Genomic DNA, 20,415 nt, shown 5'->3' on the forward strand with positions numbered 1-20,415 from the left:
CCGGACTGCCGCGTCCGTCCCTGCCCAGCGGGTGGGCGGCGCCCGTCAGCCGCCCGTCCCCGCGAGCCGCTCGCGCGCCGCCATCAAGGCGAAGCCCAGCAGGTTCGGTCCCCGCCAGCGCTCGGGATCCGACGCGCGTTCGTCGTCCGCCGCGAGCCCGATGCCCCACACGCGGTCCATGGGGCTGGCCTCCACCAGCACCCGCTCACCCGTGCCCAGCAGGAACGCGCGCAGATCGGGATGCGCGGCGAACTTGTGGACGCTGCCCTCGACCACGACGGCGAACCGCTCGCGCTCCCACACGGAGTCGTCGAAGTCCCGCACGAGCCGGCCCGCCTTCTTGGCGAGGGCCGGGTTCGGCGCCTCCAGCGCGCGCCGCTCGGCCGCCGTGTCCCCGAAAAGCCGGGCCTTGCCCGCCATCATCCAGTGCTCGGCGGTCGCGTAGGAGACACCGTCGACCACGAACGGTGACGGCCACCACTGGCTCAGGCAGCCCGTGCCCATCCGGCCGTCCCGCCGCGGCCGGTGCCCCCAGAAGTGCAGGTACTTGACGCGTGTCCCCGAGTCGACCGCGCTGACCAGCGCTTCCCAAGAATCGATCTTCCCCATGCACGCGAGTCTGGCATCCACCACTGACACTCCGTCCTCCCTTTTCCGTGGGGACTCGACACCTGGTCGACAGATTCCGTCGCGTAACCAAAAGGCAACAACGGAATCACTTGTTGGAGTCCCTTTGCTCTGTCAGGATCGGCACTCAAATCGAGCTGGAGCCACGCCGACCCCGCGGCAAGGGGGCGGACGGCGGAGGAGAGCGACATGCACAATCCGGGCCATCGCTTCCAGGCGCAGGACCGTTTCGCCGACGGCGCGCAGTACATCGCGGGCCGGCCGGCCAAGGGCACCTCCGGTCGCACGCACGCGGTCGTAGACCCCGCCACCGGCGACGAGGTCTACACGTACGAACTGGCCGGCACCGCCGACGTGGACGCGGCCGTGGCCGCGGCCCGCGCCGCGTTCCCCGGCTGGGCCGGCGCCACCCCCGGCGAGCGTTCCGACTCCCTCCACCGATTCGCCGCCGTACTGGCCGACCGCGCCGAGGAGTTGGCGCGGGCCGAGTCCCTCCAGTGCGGCAAGCCGCTGAAACTCACCCGGGAGTTCGACGTCCCGGGCACCATCGACAACACCGCGTTCTTCGCGGGCGCGGCCCGGCATCTGCAGGGCCAGTCGGCGGGCGAGTACTCCGGCGACCACACCTCCTACGTACGCCGTGAACCCATCGGCGTCGTCGGCTCCATCGCGCCCTGGAACTACCCCCTCCAGATGGCCGCCTGGAAGATCCTCCCCGCCGTCGCCGCCGGCAACACGATCGTCCTCAAGCCGGCCGAACTCACCCCGCTGACCTCGCTCCTGTTCGCCGAGGCGGCCACGGAGGCGGGGATCCCGGACGGTGTGATCAACATCGTCACGGGAGCCGGCCGGGACGCGGGTGAACACCTCGTCGGCCACCCCGACGTCGCCATGACCTCCTTCACCGGGTCCACCGCCGTCGGCAAGCGCGTCGCCGAGATCGCCACCGCGACCGTCAAGCGGCTCCACCTGGAACTGGGCGGCAAGGCCCCCTTCCTGGTCTTCGACGACGCGGACCTGGAGGCGGCCGTGCACGGCGCGGTCGCCGGATCGCTCATCAACACCGGGCAGGACTGCACGGCCGCCACCCGCGCGTACGTGCAAAGGCCCCTCTACGAGGAGTTCGTCCGCCAGGCGGCCGACCTCATGGCGAGCGTCCGCCTCGGCGACCCGTTCGCCGCCGGCACCGACCTCGGCCCGCTCATCTCGCACGCGCAGCGCGACCGGGTGGCCGGATTCGTCGACCGGGCCCGCGGCTACGCGCGCGTGGTCACCGGCGGGGAGATCCCGCAGGAACTCAAGGCCGGCGCGTACTACCGGCCCACCCTCGTCGCCGACGCCCCCCAGGACAGCGAGATCGTGCAGTCCGAGATCTTCGGTCCCGTCCTGGTGGTGCTCCCCTTCGACAGCGACGACGAAGGGATCCGGCTCGCCAACGACACCCCGTACGGTCTCGCCGCCTCCGCGTGGAGCCGGGACGTGTACCGGGCCAATCGCGCGACCCGCGAGATCAAGGCGGGCTGCGTCTGGGTCAACGACCACATCCCGATCATCAGCGAGATGCCGCACGGCGGTTACAAGGCGTCCGGCTTCGGCAAAGACATGTCGGCGTACTCGTTCGAGGAGTACACCCAGATCAAGCACGTCATGTTCGACAACACCGCGGTGGCCAGGAAGGACTGGCACCGCACGATCTTCGGGGACCGCTAGCAGAACGGTCCGCCCCGTCCGTGGCCGAGACCTCCCGAAAGGGCAGCACGCGCATGAAGCAGTACGAGCCCGACCGCCTGACACCGGCCGAAGCGGCCGCCGTGCGGCGCAGCTTCCGCACCGGACGGGCCGCCATGACCCGCCGTTCCCTGCTGCGCGCCTCCGCGGGCGGCGCGCTCGTGGTGGGGGGACTCGGGGCGCTGAGCGCCTGCGGGATCCCCGCCGCGGGCAAGACACAGGGCGGCGTGTCCGCCGACGACCACTCGGCGAAGGAGAAGGTCGTCGACTTCTCCAACTGGCCCGAGTACATCGACACGGACGACAGCGGAAAGCACCGTCCCACGCTCGACGCCTTCGCCAAGCGGACCGGAATCCAGGTCAAGTACACCGAGGACATCAACGACAACGACGAGTTCTTCGGCAAGGTCCAGCCGCAGCTCGCCGCGGGCCAGGCCACCGGCCGGGACCTCGTCGTGCTCACCGACTGGCTGGCCGCCCGCATGATCCGGCTCGGCTACGTCCAGAAACTGGACCCGTCCCACCTGCCGCACGCCTTCGCCAACCTGTCGGACCAGTTCCGCGCCCCCGACTGGGACCCCGGGCGCGCCTACTCGTATCCGTGGCAGGGCATCTCGACCGTCATCGCGTACAACAAGAAGGCGCTCGACGGCGTCGAGGTGAAGTCGGTCTCCGACCTGCTCGACAACCCCAAGCTCAAGGGCCGGGTCGGCTTCCTGACCGAGATGCGCGACAGCGTCGGCATGACCATGCTCGACATGGGCAAGGACCCGGCGAAGTTCACGGACGACGACTACGACGCGGTGATCGCCCGCCTCCAGAAGGCCGTCGACAAGGGGCAGATCCGCCGCTTCACCGGCAACGACTACACGTCCGACCTCAGCAAGGGCGACTTCGCCGCGTGCGTCGCCTGGGCGGGCGACATCGTGCAGCTCCAGGCGGACAGCCCCGACGTCGGTTACGTGATCCCCGACAGCGGATACATGACGTCGACCGACAACATGCTCATCCCGAACAAGGCGCGTCACAAGACGAACGCGGAGCGGCTCATCGACTACTACTACGAGCTGGAGCCGGCCGCCGAACTCGCCGCCTACATCAACTACGTGAGCCCGGTCGCGGGAGTGCAGCCCTATCTCGCCAAGATCGACAAGTCGGCGGCGGACAACCCGCTGATCGTTCCCGACAAGGCCATGCAGGCCAAGTCCCATGCCTTCCGCTCACTGAGCTCGAAGGAAGAGACGGCCTACCAGCAGAAGTTCGCGAAGCTCACAGGGGCGTGACGACGATGAACACCACGGACAACAGCGGCGACGTCCGCCTCTCCGGAATCAGCAAGACCTACGGCTCCTTCACCGCCGTGCAACCGCTCGACCTGACCGTGCCGCAGGGCTCGTTCTTCGCCCTGCTCGGCGCTTCCGGCTGCGGCAAGACCACCACCCTGCGCATGATCGCGGGACTGGAGGAGCCCTCCTCCGGCACCGTGTTCCTCGGCGACCAGGAGGTCACCCACCTGCCGCCCTACAAGCGGCCGGTGAACACCGTCTTCCAGTCCTACGCCCTCTTCCCGCACCTCGACATCTTCGAGAACGTCGCCTTCGGCCTGCGCCGACGCGGCATCAAGTCGGTGAAGAAGCAGGTCGGCGACATGCTCGACCTCGTCCAGCTCGGCGAGCAGGCGCGCAAGAAGCCGCACCAGCTCTCCGGCGGCCAGCAGCAGCGCGTCGCGGTGGCCCGCGCGCTGATCAACCACCCCAAGGTGCTGCTCCTCGACGAGCCCCTCGGCGCACTCGACCTCAAGCTGCGCCGTCAGATGCAGCTGGAGCTCAAGCGCATCCAGACCGAGGTCGGCATCACCTTCGTGCACGTCACGCACGACCAGGAGGAGGCCATGACCATGGCCGACACGGTCGCCGTGATGAACGCGGGCCGCGTGGAGCAACTCGGCGCCCCCGCCGATCTCTACGAGAACCCGAACACCACCTTCGTCGCGAACTTCCTCGGCACCTCGAACCTCATCGAGGCCGAGGTCGACTCCCGCAACGGCGAGGACATCGTGCTGAAGGCGGGCGGCGGGAAGCTCGTGCTGCCCGAGGCCCGCTGCGCGGCGCCCACGACGACCGGCGGCAAGGTCCTGGTCGGTGTGCGCCCCGAGAAGATCTCGCTCACCCACGCCGACGACGCCGGCGAGATCCCGGCCGGCCGCAACCGCATCACCGGCAAGATCGCCGACTCCAGCTTCATCGGAGTCTCCACGCAGTACGTCATCGACAGCGCCGTCTGTCCCGAGTTCGAGGTCTACGCCCAGAACATCGACCGCGACCCCCGGCTCGCCCCCGGCGCCGACGTCGTCCTGCACTGGAGCCCGGCGCACACCTTCGGGCTGGACGCGGCGCAGGACATCGACGCGGGCGTGGAGAGCGTCGAGGAGGAGGCCGCCTGATGGCCACCGTCACCGAGGCGCCGCCCCGCGCGCCGCAGCCGGACAGCAAGCCGCCCCGCAGACGCGGCCGCCTCGTCCCGTACTGGCTGCTCCTGCCCGGCATCCTGTGGCTGCTGGTCTTCTTCGCGCTGCCGATGGTCTACCAGGCCTCCACGTCCGTGCAGACGGGCTCCCTGGAGGAGGGCTTCAAGGTCACCTGGCACTTCCAGACGTACTGGAACGCGCTGTCCGACTACTGGCCGCAGTTCCTGCGCTCGGTGCTCTACGCCGGCGCCGCCACGATCCTGTGCCTGCTGCTGGGGTACCCGCTGGCGTACCTGATCGCCTTCCGGGCGGGCCGCTGGCGCAACGTCGTGCTGGTCCTGGTCATCGCGCCGTTCTTCACCAGCTTCCTGATCCGCACACTCGCCTGGAAGACGATCCTCGCGGACGGCGGCCCGGTCGTCGGCGCCCTCAACACGCTGCACGTCCTGGACGTCACCAACTGGCTCGGGTTCACGGCGGGCGACCGGGTGCTGGCCACCCCGCTCGCGGTGGTCTGCGGTCTGACGTACAACTTCCTGCCGTTCATGATCCTGCCGCTCTACACCTCGCTGGAGCGCATCGACGGGCGGCTGCACGAGGCGGCGGGCGACCTGTACGCGAAGCCGTTCACCACCTTCCGCAAGGTCACCTTCCCGCTGTCGATGCCCGGAGTCGTCTCCGGCACGCTGCTCACCTTCATCCCGGCCAGCGGCGACTACGTCAACGCGGACCTGCTCGGCTCCACGGACACCCGCATGGTCGGCAACGTCATCCAGACGCAGTTCCTGCGGATCCTCGACTATCCGACGGCCGCGGCGCTCTCCTTCATCCTCATGGCCGCGATCCTCATCATGGTCACGCTCTACATCCGCAAGTCCGGGACGGAGGATCTGGTCTAAATGGCCTTCGTACGCTGGTTCAAGAGGAATCTCGTCGTCATCGCGGGACTGGTCACCCTCGGATATCTGCTGCTGCCGAACGTGATCGTCACGGTGTTCTCCTTCAACAAACCGAAGGGCCGCTTCAACTACGAGTGGCAGCAGTTCTCCACGGACGCCTGGCGCGATCCGTGCGGGGTCGCCGACATGTGCGGGTCGCTCTCCCTCAGCCTCCAGATCGCCGTCTGGGCGACCCTCGGGGCCACCGTCCTCGGCACGATGATCGCCTTCGCGCTGGTCCGCTACCGCTTCCGGGCGCGCGGCGCGGTGAACTCGCTGATCTTCCTGCCGATGGCGATGCCCGAGGTCGTGATGGCCGCCTCGCTGCTGACGCTCTTCCTCAACCTGGGTGCCCAGCTGGGCTTCTGGACGATCCTGATCGCCCACATCATGTTCTGCCTCAGCTTCGTCGTGACCGCCGTCAAGGCGCGCGTGATGTCGATGGACCCGCGCCTGGAGCAGGCGGCCCAGGACCTGTACGCGGGTCCGGTGCAGACCTTCCTGCGGGTCACCCTGCCCATCGCCGCCCCCGGGATCGCCGCGGGCGCGCTGCTCGCCTTCGCGCTCTCCTTCGACGATTTCATCATCACCAATTTCAACGCGGGCTCGACCGTCACCTTCCCCATGTTCGTCTGGGGTTCGGCGCAGCGTGGAACACCCGTTCAGATCAACGTCATCGGTACGGCCATGTTCATCGTCGCCGTACTGTTCGTCCTGGTCGGAATGGTCGTAGGCAATCGCCGCAACAGGCAGAAGGCATAAGCGCAATCAATCCGTGGGGAGTTGAAATCATGGCCCCGAGCGCCATGACCCGTTGGACCACGTCTCTTTCCGAGGCCCAGCCCGTTCCGTACTGGCTGGACGACCCCGGCCGGCCCCACCCCGAGCCCGCCCTCACCCGCGCCGAGAGCTGCGACCTGCTCGTCGTCGGCGGCGGCTACAGCGGACTGTGGACCGCGCTGCTCGCCAAGGAGCGCGACCCGGGGCGCGAGGTGGTGCTCCTGGAGGGCCGCGAGGCGGGCTGGGCCGCCTCGGGCCGCAACGGCGGATTCTGCGCCGCGTCGCTGACCCACGGCCTGGCCAACGGGCTCACGCGCTGGCCGGACGAGATCGGGAAGCTGGAGGAACTGGGCGCCCGCAACCTCGACGCGATCGAGGAGGCCGTCACCCGCTACGGTCTCGACTGCGACTTCGAGCGCACCGGCGAGATCGACGTCGCCACCGAGCCGCACCAGGCCGAGGAACTCCGGGAGTGGTACGAGGAACTCCGCGGCCGGGGTCTCGCGGACGGCGTGGAGTTCCTGGACGCCGCGGCGGTCCGGGACCAGATCGACTCGCCGACCTTCCTGGCCGGCCTGTACGACCGACGCGGCGTGGCCATGCTGCACCCCGCGAAGCTCGCCTGGGGTCTGAAGCGCGCCTGCCTCCGGCTCGGGGTGCGGGTGTACGAGCACACCCCCGCGCTCGAACTGAGGGCGCACGGCGCCGGCATGGCCGTGCGGACCCCCTACGGCTCCGTCCGGGCCCGGCGGGTGGCCCTCGCCACCAACATCTTCCCGAACCTGGTCAGGAGGGTGCGGTCGTACACCGTCCCGGTCTACGACTACGCGCTGATGACCGAGCCGCTGACCGCCGACCAGCTGGCCTCCGTGGGCTGGAAGAACCGCCAGGGGCTGGGGGACTCGGCGAACCAGTTCCACTACTTCCGGCTCTCGTCCGACAACCGGATCCTGTGGGGCGGCTACGACGCGATCTACCCGTACGGCGGCCGGATGCGCGCCGAGTACGACGACCGCCCGGAGACGTACGCGAAGCTCGCCGGCCACTTCTTCACCTGCTTCCCGCAGTTGGAGGGCGTCCGTTTCACCCACGCGTGGGGCGGCGCGATCGACACCTGCTCGCGGTTCTCGGCCTTCTTCGGCACCGCGCACCGGGGCCGGGTCGCGTACGCGGCCGGCTACACGGGGCTCGGGGTCGGCGCGACCCGGTTCGGCGCGGACGTGATGCTCGACCTGCTGGCGGGGGAGCGCACGGAGCGCACCGAGCTGGAGATGGTCCGCAGGAAGCCGCTGCCGTTCCCGCCCGAGCCGTTCGCCTGGACGGGCATCGCGCTCACCAAGTGGTCGCTGGCGCGGGCGGACGCGCACGGCGGGCGGCGCAATCTGTGGCTCAGGGCCATGGACAGGCTGGGGCTGGGCTTCGACAGCTGAGGTCCGGGCCGGTGACCACCGGCCCGCTGATCACCGGGGCGCTTCGGAGCGCCGTTGGTCCACAGGCGTGCGCCCAGCTCACCCACTGTGATCCGGTTCACCACCACCGGATGGCCGAACCCGCGTAATGCCCGGCCCGAACCTCCCTCTCCCTTCTGACGCGACCGGCGTCGACATGAGGAGAGAGGGAGGTACCGCCATGACAGGGGCCAAGACGGCGGTCGAATGGCTGGCATCCGTGGCACCGGATCCCGGGGCCTGCCGCTGGGAATGGGAGCGCAATCCGGCGGGGATCGCGCTGCTGCCGGCCGGCCGGCTCTGGGACGTACTGATCCTGCCGGGCCGGCTCGGCTACCCCACGCTCGACGTGCTCACCCGGGTCATCGACCAGCCGGGCCCGGTGCTCGTCGACTTCGGCGACTCCCGGATGGGCTTCTTCGTGCCGCCGGGCACCGCCGCGCGCTGGCTCGGCACGGGAGTGCGCACGGCGGGGCACGGCACCTGGATCGTGGTGCCGTACCCGGGACGGCTGACCGGCGGGGTCCGCTGGCTGGTCCCGCCGGACGGCACCGGAACGCTCACCGATCCGGCGCTGCTGGAACTCGCCATGCACGAGGCCGCCGCGGGTCTCGCCGGAAGCGAGGACCGACAGTGACGACGGGAACGGACCCGGCCGCCCGCGGAAGCCGCGCCGATCGGCAGAGGTCTTGACAACCGGATTGGTCTGGACCAAGTTGGGCGCGCTCCACCCTCCTGAATTCCCCCATGCCTGGAGGCAGTTGTGGAACGCACTGAACACAGGGGCCCCAACAGACCACTCCCGCTGCGCCGGAGGCTGCTCGCCGTCTGCACGGCCACCGTGCTGGCGCTGCCCGGCCTCGCCGCGCTCTCGCCGGCCGCCCACGCGGCCGACGCCGACCTGGTCAGGAACGGCGGCTTCGAGACCGGCCTCGACGGCTGGACCTGTACGGCGGGCGCGGTCGTGAGAACACCCGTGCGGAGCGGCGGTTCGGCGCTGCAGGCGACCCCGGCCGGCAGCGACAACGCGCAGTGCTCGCAGACGGTGACCGTCAGACCCGACTCCTCGTACACCCTCGCCGGATACGTCCGGGGCAGTTACGTCTACCTCGGAGCGAGCGGCACCGGCACCACCGACGTCTCCGCCTGGACCCAGTCCGCGCCCGACTGGCAGCGCTTGACCACCACCTTCCGCACCGGCCCGGCCACCACCCGGGTCACCATCTACACCCACGGCTGGTACGGCACCGGCGCGTACTACGCCGACGACGTCTCCCTCGTCGGCCCCGGCGCCGACGCGGGGCAGCCCCCGGCCGCGCCCACCGGCCTGACGGCCGGCACCGTCACGTCCTCGACGGTCGCCCTGTCCTGGTCGCCGGTGGCCGGTGCGACGGGCTACGTCCTCTACCGGGACGGGGCCAGGGTCCAGACGGCCACCGGGACGTCGGCCACCGCGGGCGGTCTCACGCCCTCGACGGCGTACGGCTTCCAGGTCGCCGCGACGAACGACGCGGGCGAGTCCGCGAGGTCGGCCACGGTGACGGCGACGACGTCCGCCGGCTCCGGCGGTTCGACCGGGCTTCCCCCGCACGCCCTCGTCGGCTACCTCCACGCGAGCTTCGCCAACGGCTCCGGCTACACCCGGATGGCCGACGTCCCCGACAGCTGGGACGTCATCGACCTGGCCTTCGGCGAACCGACCTCGGCCACGTCCGGCGACATCCGCTTCACCCGCTGCCCGGTCACCGAATGCCCCACGGTCGAGAGCGACGCCGACTTCAAGGCGGCGATCAAGGCCAAGCAGGCCGCCGGCAAGAAGGTGCTGATATCGATCGGCGGCCAGAACGGCCAGGTCCAGCTGACCACCGCGGCCGCCCGCGACACCTTCGTCTCCTCGGTCTCGAAGATCATCGACACCTACGGTCTCGACGGCCTGGACATCGACTTCGAGGGGCACTCGCTCTCGCTGGACACGAACGACACGAACTTCAGGAGCCCGACGACGCCGGTGATCGTGAACCTGATCTCCGCGCTGAAGACCCTGAAGGCCAAGTACGGCTCCGGGTTCGTCCTCACGATGGCGCCGGAGACCTTCTTCGTCCAGCTCGGCTACCAGTACTACGGCACGGGCAAGTGGGGCGGCCAGGACCCGCGGGCCGGCGCGTACCTCCCGGTGATCTACGCGCTGCGCGACGACCTCACGCTCCTGCACGTCCAGGACTACAACTCCGGCCCGATCATGGGCCTCGACAACCAGTACCACTCCATGGGCGGCGCCGACTTCCACATCGCCATGACCGACATGCTGCTGACCGGCTTCCCGGTCGCGGGGGACACCGGCAACGTCTTCCCGCCGCTGCGTCCCGACCAGGTCGCCATCGGCATGCCGGCCTCGGTGAACGCGGGCAACGGCTATGTGTCACCGGCGGAGGCGGACAAGGCGCTGGACTGTCTGACGAAGCGGACGAACTGCGGCTCGTACGCGACCCACGGCACCTGGCCCGGACTGCGCGGCCTGATGACGTGGTCGGTCAACTGGGACCGGTTCGCGGGCTGGGAGTTCCAGCGGAACTTCGACGGCTACTTCGGCTGAGGCTCCGGTCGAGGAACAGGGCCCACACCGTGAGCAGCACGGCGCCCAGGCACCAGCTCGCCAAAACGTCCAGCGGCCAGTGGTACCCGCGGCGGACCAGGCCGAAGGCGACGGCCAGGTTCAGGGCGAGGCAGAGCGCCGGCAGCCCGCGGCGGGCGCGGGCGGTACGGAGGCGGGGGAGGAGGAGCAGGGTGGCGCAGCCGTAGGCGACGACGGCCGTCGCGGTGTGACCCGAGGGGTAGAAGCCCGTGCCCGGGCCCATGACCGGTGGGCCCGGGCGGGCGACCAGTTCCTTCAGCGGCACGATCACCGCCGGGACGACCGCCATCAGCCCCGCGGCGACGGCCGAGGGCAGCCACCAGCGTTCGCGCCCGGCGGCGCGGGCGGACAGCGCCACGTATCCGAGGACGACGGCCAGCACCGGTACCGCGACGGGGACGCCGCCCAGGTCGGCGAGGAGTTCGGAGACGCGGTCCGGGTGCACGAGGGAGCGGCTGAGGCGCTCGTCCGCGCGGGCGAGGGGGCCGTGGGCCGCGACCTGCCAGGTGATCAGCGCGAAGAGGGCGGCCGGAAGGCCGAGCAGCCACAGGAGGCCGGGGAGGTGCGGGAGGAAGGTCGGCCACCCCGGAACAGGGGGGGTGGTTCCGGGGTGGCCGACCGGATCGGATCGTCGCGCGCCCCGGGGGGTTTGGGGCGGGCGACTGTCCGATCGGTGAGGAGATCCGGAGCCGGAAGCTCCGGGTGTGTGCGCGAGGGCACGACCAGGGTGAAGCTGGGGAAGCCTCGACCCTGTGTCGCCCACAGTCCCCTGTGGGCGGGGTGTTTCTCTCATCTGGGTAGAACCTACGGCAGGGGATGCGGCACCGACAGTCGCAAACGCGTCCTGTCATCCACCTCGCACACGTTCTTCACACGCTCTGCCCCCGGCCGCACCCGCCGCGGAACGAAGCGGAATCCGCCGTCGGCGGCCTGCCGGGTTCCGGTGCGGGTGCGGCGGTGACGTCAGACGCGGGAGAAGGCCTGCTCGATGATGTCGAGGCCCTCGTTGAGGAGGTCCTCGCCGATGACCAGCGGGGGCAGGAAGCGGAGGACGTTGCCGTAGGTGCCACAGGTCAGGACCAGCAGGCCCTCCTGGTGGCAGGCCCTGGCGAGCGCGGCGGTCGCTTCCGGGTTCGGCTCCTTGGTCGCGCGGTCCTTCACCAGCTCGATGGCGATCATGGCGCCGCGGCCACGGACGTCGCCGATGATGTCGAACTTCTCGGCCATGGCGCCCAGCCGGGCCTTCATGACCGACTCGATGTTCTTCGCCTTGGCGTTGAGGTCGAGCTCCTTCATGGTCTCGATCGCGCCGAGCGCGCCCGCGCAGGCCACCGGGTTGCCGCCGTAGGTGCCGCCCAGGCCGCCGGAGTGCGCGGCGTCCATGATCTCGGCGCGGCCGGTCACGGCGGCGAGCGGCAGACCGCCCGCGATGCCCTTGGCGGTGGTGATCAGGTCGGGGACGATGCCCTCGTCCTCGCACGCGAACCACTGGCCGGTGCGGCAGAAGCCGGACTGGATCTCGTCCGCGACGAAGACGATGCCGTTGTCCTTGGCGAACTGGCTGATGGCCGGCAGGAAGCCCTTCGCGGGCTCGATGAAGCCGCCCTCGCCGAGCACCGGCTCGATGATGATCGCGGCGACGTTGTCGGCCCCGATCTGCTTGTTGATCATGTCGATGGCCTGCGCGGACGCCTCGGCGCCGGCGTTCTGCGGGCCGGTCAGCCAGCGGTAGCCGTAGGCCACCGGCACCCGGTAGACCTCGGGCGCGAAGGGTCCGAAGCCGTGCTTGTACGGCATGTTCTTGGCAGTCAGCGCCATCGTGAGGTTCGTCCGGCCGTGGTAGCCGTGGTCGAAGACGACGACCGCCTGGCGCTTGGTGTAGGCGCGGGCGATCTTGACGGCGTTCTCGACGGCCTCGGCGCCCGAGTTGAACAGCGCGGACTTCTTGGCATGGTCGCCGGGCGTCAGCTCCGCCAGCGCCTCGGCGACGGCGACGTAGCCCTCGTACGGCGTGACCATGAAACAGGTGTGGGTGAAGTCCTGGAGCTGGGCGGAGGCCCGGCGTACGACGGCCTCGGCACTCGCGCCGACCGACGTCACGGCGATGCCGGAGCCGAAGTCGATCAGGCGGTTGCCGTCGACGTCCTCGATGATGCCGCCGCCGGCGCGCGTGGTGAAGACCGGGAGCACCGAGCCCACGCCGGCCGCGACCGCGGCGGTACGGCGGGCCTGCAGCTCCTGCGACTTCGGGCCGGGGATGGCGGTGACGACGCGGCGCTCCTGCGGAAGTGCGGTCATGAGGGGCTCCCTGATGATCTTGCGAACCGGACGGTCCCCGGCGGACGGGGCGCCGGGCGGGTGTTTTCGGACGCTTGACTTCTTTCTTCGCAGGCTAGGGCCGGTCCTGGGGGGTGGGCATGCTCCATGTGGGCGTTGTCGGAAGGACCGCTTGTCCGTGGTGGACATGTGGACATGGCGGCGGACATGGAGGAGTGCGGGCACGGTGGCCCGCCCCCGCGGCGGACCGGGCCGTGTAAACGGTGAACTCACCCCGTAGGACCACTAGATTGGCCTTGGAGCGACAAGCGGTCTGGCTGGTCAGGGGGCGCACACGATGGACTTCGACGGTACGCGCGACGCACGTGGCACGCATGCCGATCCCGTGCCTCGTCCGGCCGCACCCCCCGGCATTCCCGCCGTTCCCGGAGGCGCTCCGCCCAGGCCCCCGGGACCGCCGCCCATGCCGGGCCGGCCGCCGGTGCCCCGGCCCGCCGTGAGCGACTGGCTCAACGAGCCGCGCCCGGACGCCGCCCTCGGGATCTGGCGGTACGGATACGTCGCCCCCCGGGCGTCGAGGGACCGGAAGCGGCTCTCGTCCGTGACGATCGTCGGCCTCGCGATCCCCTTGGTGATCGGGCTCGTCGTCTGGTCCTTGTGGCGCCGGGGGCACATTCCCTATCAGCTGGTCGTGCTGAAGCTGTTCACGCCGGACGGCTGGTGGTGGGGCGGGACGACCTCCCCGAAATCATGGCAGGGCGAGGACGCCATCGTCCTCTACAACGGCCTGTTCTTCGGCGCGCTGATCTACGCGATGGGCCGTCTCGGAAGCTGGCGCGAGATCGCCCACCACTTCGTCGTCCGGCGCGCGCAGCCCGGCCGGGCCGTCATCGCGGCCGTGGCGGCTCTGGTGACCCTGACCCTCGTCTGGCCGGAAGCCTTTCCCGGCGTCGGGTGGGACCCCCTGCCGATCGTCGATCCGGTGCTGTCCCTCGTGGCGCTGATCGCCGGCGGTCACGAGGTGTTCCGGTCGGCGACGCTCACCTACGGCGTCTACACGGTGATCACCGTGCTGGTCCTGCTGCCCTTCGCCAAGCTGGGCGGATGGTGGCCGCTCGCCAGGGAACGGTTCGGCTCCCGGTCGGCTCCAGCGGCCGCACCGGCGCCCTCGGCCGAGCCCCCGGGAGCGTCCGGCGCTCCCGCCGAGTGGCCCGAGCTGAGGGCGACCGGACAGCACAAGGCGGCGGACCTCCTGTCCTCCGAGGTACTGAGCGAACGAATGAACGACGTGGACTGCGCCAGGATTCTGCGTGCCTGGACCTCGGCGAAGCGGGACGGACGGCTGGCCGTCTTCAGCGACACCGTGCTGCGCCGGGGCGCCGCGGCCTGGACCCACCCCTCCGGAGCCCGCGATCTGCCCTCCCGCGCCGCCCCGCACGACCTGCTCGCGGCCCAGGTGCGGCTCGGCCGGTGGGTCGCCCGGGAGCGCACTCCGCTCGCCTACTCCGGAGCGGGTGCCGCCCTCGACCCGGCGACACTCGGCACCTCGCTCCTCGCGGTCGGACCGGCGGGTTCCGGAAAGACCCGCCACCTCGTACGCCCTGTCGTCGAATCGCTCGGGCTGCAGGCCCTCACCGCGCGGTGCGCCGTCGTCGCGGTGGCGGCCGCCGGGACACCGGTCGGCCCGGACACGTCGTACGACGTCGTCGTGAAGCTCGGCGACCCCGAGTCGGTCCATGATCTGGACCTGTACGCCGACTGCGACGACTCCGACGAAGCGGCGGCACTTCTCGCCGAAGGCCTGGTCGGGAGCGTCGACGGCGTCGACGTCCGGCGCGCCGCCACCGCCCTCGCCCAACTGCTCGGCCCCTACCGCACCCTGCACGGCACCTTCCCGACGATTCCCGTGCTGCGCGAACTGCTCGAAGGAGTACCTGCGGTAGTGGAGCCGCTGCGGCAGGGACTGTCGGCCGGGGGGCACCCCGCGATGCTCCGTGAACTGGAGGCGCGGCTGCGGCAGAAGGGCGGCTCGAACGACCCCGGCCCCGTTCTGGCCGACCGTCTGGCGCTTCTGGACCGGCCCGTCTTCTCGGACTTCTTCGGCGCGGGCGGGAGCGCCCGGCCCTTCTCGCTCCGGGCGGTCGCCCATCACCCGCTCCGCGTTCGGATCGATCTCCCGGAGCGCGGGTACGAAGAGGCGTCCCAGCTGATCACCCGGCTGCTGCTCGCCCAGTTCGCCACCGTCGTCCGCGGCGGCGGTGAGCGCGGGCACTTCGCCTGCCTGGTGCTCGACGACGCGACCGGGGCGCTGACCGCTGGGACGGTACGCCGCATCCAGGGCTTCCGGGCGCAGAACGCGGGAGTGGTGCTCGCCCTGCGGACCATCGGGGACATCCCCGAGGCACTGCACGGGCCCCTGTACGGAGCGGTCGGCTGCCGTATGGCCTTCTCCGGCGTCACGACGTGGGACGGCGGCCGCTTCGCCGAGTCCTGGGGCACCGAGTGGGTGGAAGCACGCGATGTGGCCCAGCACACCGTCTTCGCCGATCAGCCCATGACCCGGGCCATCCACGCCCTGCGCAAGCTGGTGACCGGCAAGGCCGTGACCACGGACGCCGTCACCGTGCGTCAGGTCGAGCGGGAGCACTGGTCGGCGTCCGAACTGGCTCACGCGGTGCCGCCCGGCCACGCGGTGCTGTCGTTGACCAGCGTGAAGGGCGAACACGCCCCGCCCCTGCTGGTCGACCTGGGCGGCTGACCCGCACCACCGGGCGTGACGCACGGAGGGACCGGATGGACATACGCATACGGACCCGCTGACCAGGACGTAGGGACAGGAACTCACGCGACGACCGTACGGTGAGGCAGAATCGACACAGGCCGTTCATACACTCCGGCCAAAAGATCACAGAGATCACACCGACTGAAGGCCTCATGCCCCCCACGCTCGCCTCGCTCGTCCACCACTCCGCGCTCAAGCTGACCGTGCGGGCCGGCGAGGACCGACTGGACGTGCCCGTCCGCTGGGCGCATGTCAGCGAGCTCGCCGACCCCGTGCCGTACATGGAGGGCGGGGAGCTGCTGCTCATCACCGCGCTCACGCTGGACGCGGAGGACCCGGACGCCATGCGGCGGTACGTGAAGCGGCTCGCCGGAGCGGGGGTCGTCGGCCTGGGCTTCGCCGTCGGCGTCAACTACGAGGAGACCCCGAAGGCACTCGTCGACGCGGCCGAGGAGGAAGGGCTCCCGCTGCTGGAGGTGCCCCGGCGCACACCGTTCCTGGCGATCAGCAAGGCCGTGTCGGCCGCGATCGCCGCGGACCAGTACCGGGCCGTGACCGCAGGCTTCGCCGCCCAGCGCGAGCTGACCAAGCAGGCGCTGAGCGACGGCCCCCAGGGACTGCTCGCCGCGCTCGCCGGACAGGTGGACGGCTGGGCCGCGCTGTACGACGCCTCGGGCGCCGTCGTCGCCGCCGCGCCCGAGTGGGCCGGACGGCGGGCCGGACGGCTCACCCCGGACGTCGAGCGGCTGCGCGAACGCCCCGCGCCCGCGAGTTCGGTGGTGGGCGGCGAGGACCGCGTCGAACTGCACTCCCTCGGGACCGGACGCAGGCCCCGCGCCGCGCTCGCCGTCGGTACGGCCGCGGCCCTCGGCACCGCCGAGCGGTACGCCGTGCACTCGGCGATCGCGCTGCTGACCCTGACCACCGAACGGTCACGGCCGCTGCACGCGGCCGAGCAGCGGATCGGCGCGGCGGTGCTGCGCATGCTGCTCGCCGGCCAGCCGGAGCACGCCCGGACCGTGGCGGGGGACCTGTACGGGGAACTGCTCGACGCGCCGTTCCGGCTCATCCTCGCGGAGTCGGCGTCCGCCTCGGCGGCGCGGGCGCACGCCGACGGGCACGCCAGGGTCGCCGCGGCGAAGCCGTCCAAGGCCCAGGTCGCGGTACCGGACACGAACGGCGACCCGCTCGGCGGGCTCGCCGAGATCGTGGAGTCGGCCGCCGCCCGCTCCGGCGAGTCCGTGCTCGTCGTGCCCGACGGCGAGCGACTGGTCGTGCTCGCCGTGGACGGAGGCGCGGCGGTTGCCGCGTGCGGGGAGTACGCCCTCGCCCTGGACGCCGCGCGGACCGGGGGCCGGGAGCAGCCGGCGGCCGAGGAGGCCGAGCTGGTCGTCGGTCTGTCCGCCCCGGCCGGGCCGATCGCCGCGGCCGGGGCCTACAAGCAGGCCGAACAGGCGCTGTCCGTCGCCCGGCGGCGGGGCCGTTCCCTGGTCGAGCACGAGGAACTGGCCGCGGGGTCGGTGCTGCCGCTCCTCGCGGACGACGCGGTACGGGCGTTCGCCGACGGGTTGCTGCGGCCGCTGTACGAGCACGACGCGACCGGGCGGGGCGATCTGGTGGCCTCACTACGTGCCTGGCTGTCCCGGCACGGGCAGTGGGACGCGGCCGCCGCGGACCTCGGTGTGCACCGGCATACGCTGCGTTACCGGATGCGGAGGGTCGAGGAGATCCTCGGGAGGTCCCTCGACGATCCGGATGTACGGATGGAACTCTGGCTGGCCCTGAAGACGACGGCCGCCGCCGTCGAATAGGGGGTTCCGCCACCCGGCCGCCCCTACCTGGGGGCTCCGCCCCCAGACCCCCGTGCGGCCTGGACGGCCTCGTCCTCGGATGCCGGAGGGGCTGAAGGACTCACCCCCGGCCGGAACCATCAGCCCGCGCCCTCGTCTCCAGTGCGGGCGCGGGTCTCCAGCCCTTCCGGCGCTTGAGGACGAGCCCTCCGGGCGAAGCGGGGGTCCAGAGGGCGGCAGCCCCTTGGCGGGGTCTGGGGCGGAGCCCCAGGTACGGGATGGGTCGGGTAGGGGCGGCGGGGGCGAAACCCCCCTCGGTCACCGGGACAAAGCGGCGTACCCCGCCGGGCGACTGCTACGCCCCGGACAAACACCCCTCCGCCACCCCGGCCCTACCGTGGACCAAGAAAGCCAAGGACTCCTCAACCTCGGAAGGGCCCGGAACTCGACATGACTTCCACCACCGCCTTCTGGCTCGCCGGCCGCCAGGCCACCGGCGAGACCGCCTTCGACGTGACCTCGCCGTGGGACGGCCGGCTCGTCGCCCAGGTCAGCGTCCCGACCGAGGCCCAGGTCGAGGAGGCCGTCGCCGCCGCGTACGCCGTACTCGACGAGTTCGCCGCCACCCCCGCCCACGTCCGCGCCGCCGCCCTCGACCACGTGAGCCGCCGCCTCGTCGAGCGCACCGAGGAGATCGCGCAGCTCATCTCCGCCGAGAACGGCAAGCCGATCAAGTGGGCCCGCGGCGAGGTCGGCCGCGCGGTCTCGGTGTTCCGTTTCGCCGCGGAGGAAGCCCGCAGGTTCAACGGCGGAGAGGCGCAGCGCCTGGACACCGACCTCGGCGGCCAGGGCCGCCTCGCCCTGACCCGCCGCTTCCCGAAGGGCGTCGTCCTCGGCATCGCGCCGTTCAACTTCCCCCTCAACCTGTGCGCCCACAAGATCGCCCCGGCCATCGCGGCCGGCGCGCCGATCATCCTGAAGCCGGCTCCCGCCACGCCGCTGTCGGGCCTGATCATCGGTGACCTGCTCGCCGAGACGGACCTGCCCGCCGGTTCGTGGAGCATCCTGCCGGTCTCCAACGACCGCATGCCCGCCCTCGTCCAGGACGAGCGCCTGCCCGTGATCTCCTTCACCGGTTCCGAGAAGGTCGGTTACGCGATCATGGACTCGGTGCCCCGCAAGCACTGCACCCTGGAACTGGGCGGCAACGGCGCGGCCGTCGTGCTCGCCGACTGGGCGAGCGACGAGGACCTGGACTGGGCCGCGACCCGGATCGCCACCTTCTCGAACTACCAGGGCGGCCAGTCCTGCATCTCCGTGCAGCGGGTGATCGCGGACGCGTCCGTGTACGACCGGCTGCTGCCGCGCATCGTCGCCGCCGTCGAGGCCCAGGTGACCGGTGACCCGTCGGACGACAAGACCGACGTCGGCCCGCTGGTCAGCGAGGACGCGGCCAAGCGTGTCGAGTCGTGGGTCGACGAGGCGGTCCGGGCGGGTGCCGCGTTGCTCACCGGCGGCGAGCGCGACGGTGCCTCCTACGCGCCGACGGTTCTCGCCGACGTGCCGGACGACGTCACCGTCTCCTGCGAGGAGGTCTTCGGGCCGGTCCTCACCGTGCGCAAGGTGGACGGCGAGGCAGCCGCCTTCGCCGCCGTCAACGACTCCAAGTACGGCCTGCAGGCGGGTGTGTTCACCCATGACCTGCAGAGTGCGTTCCGCGCGCACCGGGCGCTGGAGGTCGGCGGTGTCGTGGTCGGCGACGTGCCGTCCTACCGCGCCGACCAGATGCCGTACGGCGGGGTGAAGCAGTCCGGCGTCGGGCGCGAGGGCGTGAAGTTCGCGATGGACGACTACACCTACGAGCGCGTCCTCGTGCTGACGGGCCTCGCGCTCTGAGCGCTGCCCGAACGATCGCCGACGGCCGGAGCCCACCTGTGCGGGGGCTCCGGCCGTCGGCGCGTCCGGAGGGCCGGGTCGCGGGCGCCCGGTCCGGATCCTGGTCAGGCCGCCTTTGCCACGTCGTCGCGGGAGAGGGCCGACCACAGCGAGAGCAGTTCCTGGTACTCCTCGGCGCGCGCGGAGCTCGCCGGCTCGGTCATCAAGTGACGGATACGGTCGTTGACCTGGTCAAGGGCGTGCGGCACCTGGCCGTCAGGCCCGGGGGAGTACGACATACCCACACCGTACGGCGGGGGTATGACAACGGGGGGCTTGCCGGCTCGTGTCCGAGGCGATGATCGTCCCTCGCCCCGCTCGCCGGGCACGGGTACGCCGAGAAGCGGCCCCCCTCGACGCGGTCGACGCGGTGACCTACGCCGGCCGGCCCGCTCCGCCTTGCGGGGGTGACCGCCTCACAGCAGGCTGTTCGACGGGGACGGTGAGAAAGGGAGCCCTGTGATGATCCAGCAATCGCCCACGGCGCCGCTCGACCGGCCGGTGGTCGGCTCGTATCCGACCTACGAGGGCGCGCAGCGTGCGGTCGACTTCCTCTCCGACAGCAAGTTCCCGGTGGAGCACACCGCGATCATCGGCTCCGACCTGCGGATGGTGGAGACGGTCCTCGGCCGGCTCACCCGGGGCCGGGCGGCCCTGGCCGGCGCGGGCTCGGGTGCCTGGTTCGGGCTGCTCGTCGGCCTGCTCCTGTCGCTGTTCGCCGCGGGCAACCATCACGTCCTGGTGCTGATGATCAGCGGCCTGTTCTACGGCGCGATCTTCGGTGCGCTCTTCGGCTTCGCCGGCCACGCGTTCACCGGAGGCCGCCGCGACTTCGCGTCCCGCAGCCAGATCGTCGCCTCCCGCTACGACGTGGTCGCGCAGGCGGAGGTCGCGGAAGAGGCGAAGAACCTGCTCGTCAAACTCGGCTGGCGCGAAGGCTGAGGCCACCGAGACGACGTAGGCTACTGAAGCGACTGAAGCGACTGAAGCGACTGAAGCGACTGAAGCGAC

Annotated in this window: 16 protein-coding genes; 12 read left to right on the forward strand and 4 right to left on the reverse strand. The window is 71.2% G+C overall.

Annotation, left to right across the window (positions count from 1 at the left end):
- Nucleotides 1-45 precede the first annotated feature (45 nt).
- Nucleotides 46-609 (reverse strand): NADAR family protein, encoded by a 564-nt coding sequence (locus ACFVTC_RS33005; RefSeq protein ID WP_390132127.1) that lies wholly within the window; start codon nt 607-609, stop codon nt 46-48.
- A gap of 207 nt (nt 610-816) precedes the next feature.
- Between ACFVTC_RS33005 and ACFVTC_RS33010 the strand changes: the two genes are divergently transcribed.
- From ACFVTC_RS33010 to ACFVTC_RS33045, 8 genes are all read left to right on the forward strand, one after another.
- Nucleotides 817-2,337, forward strand: a complete 1,521-nt coding sequence (locus tag ACFVTC_RS33010; protein WP_390132128.1) for a gamma-aminobutyraldehyde dehydrogenase — start codon at nt 817-819, stop codon at nt 2,335-2,337.
- A gap of 53 nt (nt 2,338-2,390) precedes the next feature.
- Nucleotides 2,391-3,638: a PotD/PotF family extracellular solute-binding protein gene (locus ACFVTC_RS33015; RefSeq protein ID WP_390132129.1), complete on the forward strand. Its 1,248-nt coding sequence runs from the start codon at nt 2,391-2,393 to the stop codon at nt 3,636-3,638.
- Nucleotides 3,635-4,798, forward strand: coding sequence for an ABC transporter ATP-binding protein (locus ACFVTC_RS33020; RefSeq protein WP_390132130.1), 1,164 nt, complete (start codon nt 3,635-3,637; stop codon nt 4,796-4,798). Before ACFVTC_RS33015 ends, ACFVTC_RS33020 begins: the two co-directional genes overlap by 4 nt.
- The gene (locus ACFVTC_RS33025) at nt 4,798-5,721 is read left to right on the forward strand and encodes an ABC transporter permease (protein WP_390132132.1); all 924 of its coding nucleotides are present in this window, start codon (nt 4,798-4,800) and stop codon (nt 5,719-5,721) included. The genes ACFVTC_RS33020 and ACFVTC_RS33025 overlap by 1 nt, the downstream gene beginning before the upstream one ends.
- Nucleotides 5,722-6,522: an ABC transporter permease gene (locus ACFVTC_RS33030; RefSeq protein WP_390132133.1), complete on the forward strand. Its 801-nt coding sequence runs from the start codon at nt 5,722-5,724 to the stop codon at nt 6,520-6,522.
- Between the two features lie 29 nt (nt 6,523-6,551).
- Complete coding sequence (locus ACFVTC_RS33035) at nt 6,552-7,970, forward strand: NAD(P)/FAD-dependent oxidoreductase (RefSeq protein WP_390132134.1); 1,419 nt, start codon at nt 6,552-6,554, stop codon at nt 7,968-7,970.
- Nucleotides 7,971-8,169: 199 nt separating this feature from the next.
- Nucleotides 8,170-8,625, forward strand: coding sequence for a hypothetical protein (locus ACFVTC_RS33040; protein ID WP_390132135.1), 456 nt, complete (start codon nt 8,170-8,172; stop codon nt 8,623-8,625).
- 126 nt (nt 8,626-8,751) lie between these two features.
- Nucleotides 8,752-10,581 (forward strand): chitinase, encoded by a 1,830-nt coding sequence (locus ACFVTC_RS33045; protein ID WP_390132136.1) that lies wholly within the window; start codon nt 8,752-8,754, stop codon nt 10,579-10,581.
- Here the strand turns inward: ACFVTC_RS33045 and ACFVTC_RS33050 are convergent.
- The gene (locus ACFVTC_RS33050; RefSeq protein ID WP_390132137.1) at nt 10,520-11,413 is read right to left on the reverse strand and encodes a phosphatase PAP2 family protein; all 894 of its coding nucleotides are present in this window, start codon (nt 11,411-11,413) and stop codon (nt 10,520-10,522) included. The two genes, ACFVTC_RS33045 and ACFVTC_RS33050, sit on opposite strands and share 62 nt — an antisense overlap.
- Nucleotides 11,414-11,583: 170 nt before the next feature.
- Nucleotides 11,584-12,918, reverse strand: coding sequence for a 4-aminobutyrate--2-oxoglutarate transaminase (gene gabT, locus ACFVTC_RS33055; protein ID WP_390132138.1), 1,335 nt, complete (start codon nt 12,916-12,918; stop codon nt 11,584-11,586).
- Nucleotides 12,919-13,234: 316 nt separating this feature from the next.
- Between gabT and ACFVTC_RS33060 the strand changes: the two genes are divergently transcribed.
- From ACFVTC_RS33060 to ACFVTC_RS33070, 3 genes are all read left to right on the forward strand, one after another.
- Nucleotides 13,235-15,655 carry an ATP/GTP-binding protein gene (locus ACFVTC_RS33060; protein WP_390132140.1) on the forward strand — a complete coding sequence of 807 codons (2,421 nt, stop codon included), beginning with the start codon at nt 13,235-13,237 and terminating at the stop codon, nt 15,653-15,655.
- A 176-nt stretch (nt 15,656-15,831) separates the two neighbouring features.
- On the forward strand, nt 15,832-17,490 hold the full coding sequence (locus tag ACFVTC_RS33065; RefSeq protein WP_390132142.1) for a PucR family transcriptional regulator: 1,659 nt from the start codon (nt 15,832-15,834) through the stop codon (nt 17,488-17,490).
- Between the two features lie 429 nt (nt 17,491-17,919).
- Complete coding sequence (locus ACFVTC_RS33070; protein WP_390132143.1) at nt 17,920-19,365, forward strand: aldehyde dehydrogenase family protein; 1,446 nt, start codon at nt 17,920-17,922, stop codon at nt 19,363-19,365.
- A 104-nt stretch (nt 19,366-19,469) separates the two neighbouring features.
- On the opposite strand, the gene ACFVTC_RS33075 is transcribed toward ACFVTC_RS33070, so the two are convergent.
- On the reverse strand, nt 19,470-19,643 hold the full coding sequence (locus ACFVTC_RS33075; RefSeq protein ID WP_168530472.1) for a hypothetical protein: 174 nt from the start codon (nt 19,641-19,643) through the stop codon (nt 19,470-19,472).
- A 223-nt stretch (nt 19,644-19,866) separates the two neighbouring features.
- On the opposite strand from ACFVTC_RS33075, the gene ACFVTC_RS33080 reads away from it, so the two are divergent.
- Entirely contained in the window at nt 19,867-20,346 is a 480-nt protein-coding gene (locus ACFVTC_RS33080) for a general stress protein (RefSeq protein ID WP_168530474.1), read from the forward strand.
- Nucleotides 20,347-20,415 lie beyond the last annotated feature (69 nt).

This window comes from Streptomyces sp. NPDC057950 (assembly GCF_042887295.1).
Lineage (GTDB): Bacteria > Actinomycetota > Actinomycetes > Streptomycetales > Streptomycetaceae > Streptomyces > Streptomyces kaempferi.

Bases quoted from the DNA above. Each gene is read 5' to 3' on its own strand.
- ACFVTC_RS33005 (WP_390132127.1), bottom strand. From the start codon at position 609: ATGGGGAAGATCGATTCTTGGGAAGCGCTGGTCAGCGCGGTCGACTCG.
- ACFVTC_RS33010 (WP_390132128.1), top strand. From the start codon at position 817: ATGCACAATCCGGGCCATCGCTTCCAGGCGCAGGACCGTTTCGCCGAC.
- ACFVTC_RS33015 (WP_390132129.1), top strand. From the start codon at position 2,391: ATGAAGCAGTACGAGCCCGACCGCCTGACACCGGCCGAAGCGGCCGCC.
- ACFVTC_RS33025 (WP_390132132.1), top strand. From the start codon at position 4,798: ATGGCCACCGTCACCGAGGCGCCGCCCCGCGCGCCGCAGCCGGACAGC.
- ACFVTC_RS33030 (WP_390132133.1), top strand. From the start codon at position 5,722: ATGGCCTTCGTACGCTGGTTCAAGAGGAATCTCGTCGTCATCGCGGGA.
- ACFVTC_RS33035 (WP_390132134.1), top strand. From the start codon at position 6,552: ATGGCCCCGAGCGCCATGACCCGTTGGACCACGTCTCTTTCCGAGGCC.
- ACFVTC_RS33040 (WP_390132135.1), top strand. From the start codon at position 8,170: ATGACAGGGGCCAAGACGGCGGTCGAATGGCTGGCATCCGTGGCACCG.
- ACFVTC_RS33050 (WP_390132137.1), bottom strand. From the start codon at position 11,413: ATGAGAGAAACACCCCGCCCACAGGGGACTGTGGGCGACACAGGGTCG.
- gabT (WP_390132138.1), bottom strand. From the start codon at position 12,918: ATGACCGCACTTCCGCAGGAGCGCCGCGTCGTCACCGCCATCCCCGGC.
- ACFVTC_RS33060 (WP_390132140.1), top strand. From the start codon at position 13,235: ATGGACTTCGACGGTACGCGCGACGCACGTGGCACGCATGCCGATCCC.
- ACFVTC_RS33065 (WP_390132142.1), top strand. From the start codon at position 15,832: ATGCCCCCCACGCTCGCCTCGCTCGTCCACCACTCCGCGCTCAAGCTG.
- ACFVTC_RS33070 (WP_390132143.1), top strand. From the start codon at position 17,920: ATGACTTCCACCACCGCCTTCTGGCTCGCCGGCCGCCAGGCCACCGGC.
- ACFVTC_RS33075 (WP_168530472.1), bottom strand. From the start codon at position 19,643: ATGTCGTACTCCCCCGGGCCTGACGGCCAGGTGCCGCACGCCCTTGAC.
- ACFVTC_RS33080 (WP_168530474.1), top strand. From the start codon at position 19,867: ATGATCCAGCAATCGCCCACGGCGCCGCTCGACCGGCCGGTGGTCGGC.